This is a genomic window from Providencia rustigianii DSM 4541 (assembly GCF_000156395.1).
Classification (GTDB): domain Bacteria; phylum Pseudomonadota; class Gammaproteobacteria; order Enterobacterales; family Enterobacteriaceae; genus Providencia; species Providencia rustigianii.
Genome location: NZ_GG703840.1, coordinates 408 through 923 on the forward strand (window position 1 = coordinate 408; position 516 = coordinate 923).

Below are 516 nucleotides of genomic sequence, written 5' to 3' on the forward strand. Positions count from 1 at the left end.
TGGTCAGGAAAACTATTTAACCGTGGTCGTCGTAAAGCGGACCATGTTGAGATTGATATCAATCATCAAGCGCTCGTGAATGGCATGATGTGCGGGGATGGTCAGTGGCGGCAGATCGTCACCATTGAAGATGCCATGCGCGGCGGCTGTAACTTATTCGATATTGACCAACTGCATTTAGAGTACAGCCCCGACGAATTCGAAAACTTGCTGATGTGTGAGTTTGTCGATGATATCGCGTCCATTTTCAACTTGCAGCTAATGCAAAAATGCATGGTGGACAGTTGGGAAATTTGGGACGACGTGCAGCCATTGATGATACGCCCTTATGCTTATCACCCCGTTTGGATTGGCTACGACCCCGCCAAAGGCACCCAAAATGGGGATAGCGCCGGCTGTGTTGTTATCGCTCCGCCAATGCGCAAAGGTGATAAATTTCGCATACTTGAACACCATCAATGGCGTGGCATGGATTTTCGCGCTCAATCCGATGCAATCAAAGAGCTAACTGAACGC

Annotated in this window: 1 protein-coding gene; it reads left to right on the forward strand. The window is 48.8% G+C overall.

Annotated features, from left to right (window positions below):
- A partial coding sequence (locus tag PROVRUST_RS18855; protein WP_006816521.1) for a phage terminase large subunit family protein occupies window positions 1-516 on the forward strand: 516 nt, incomplete at both ends.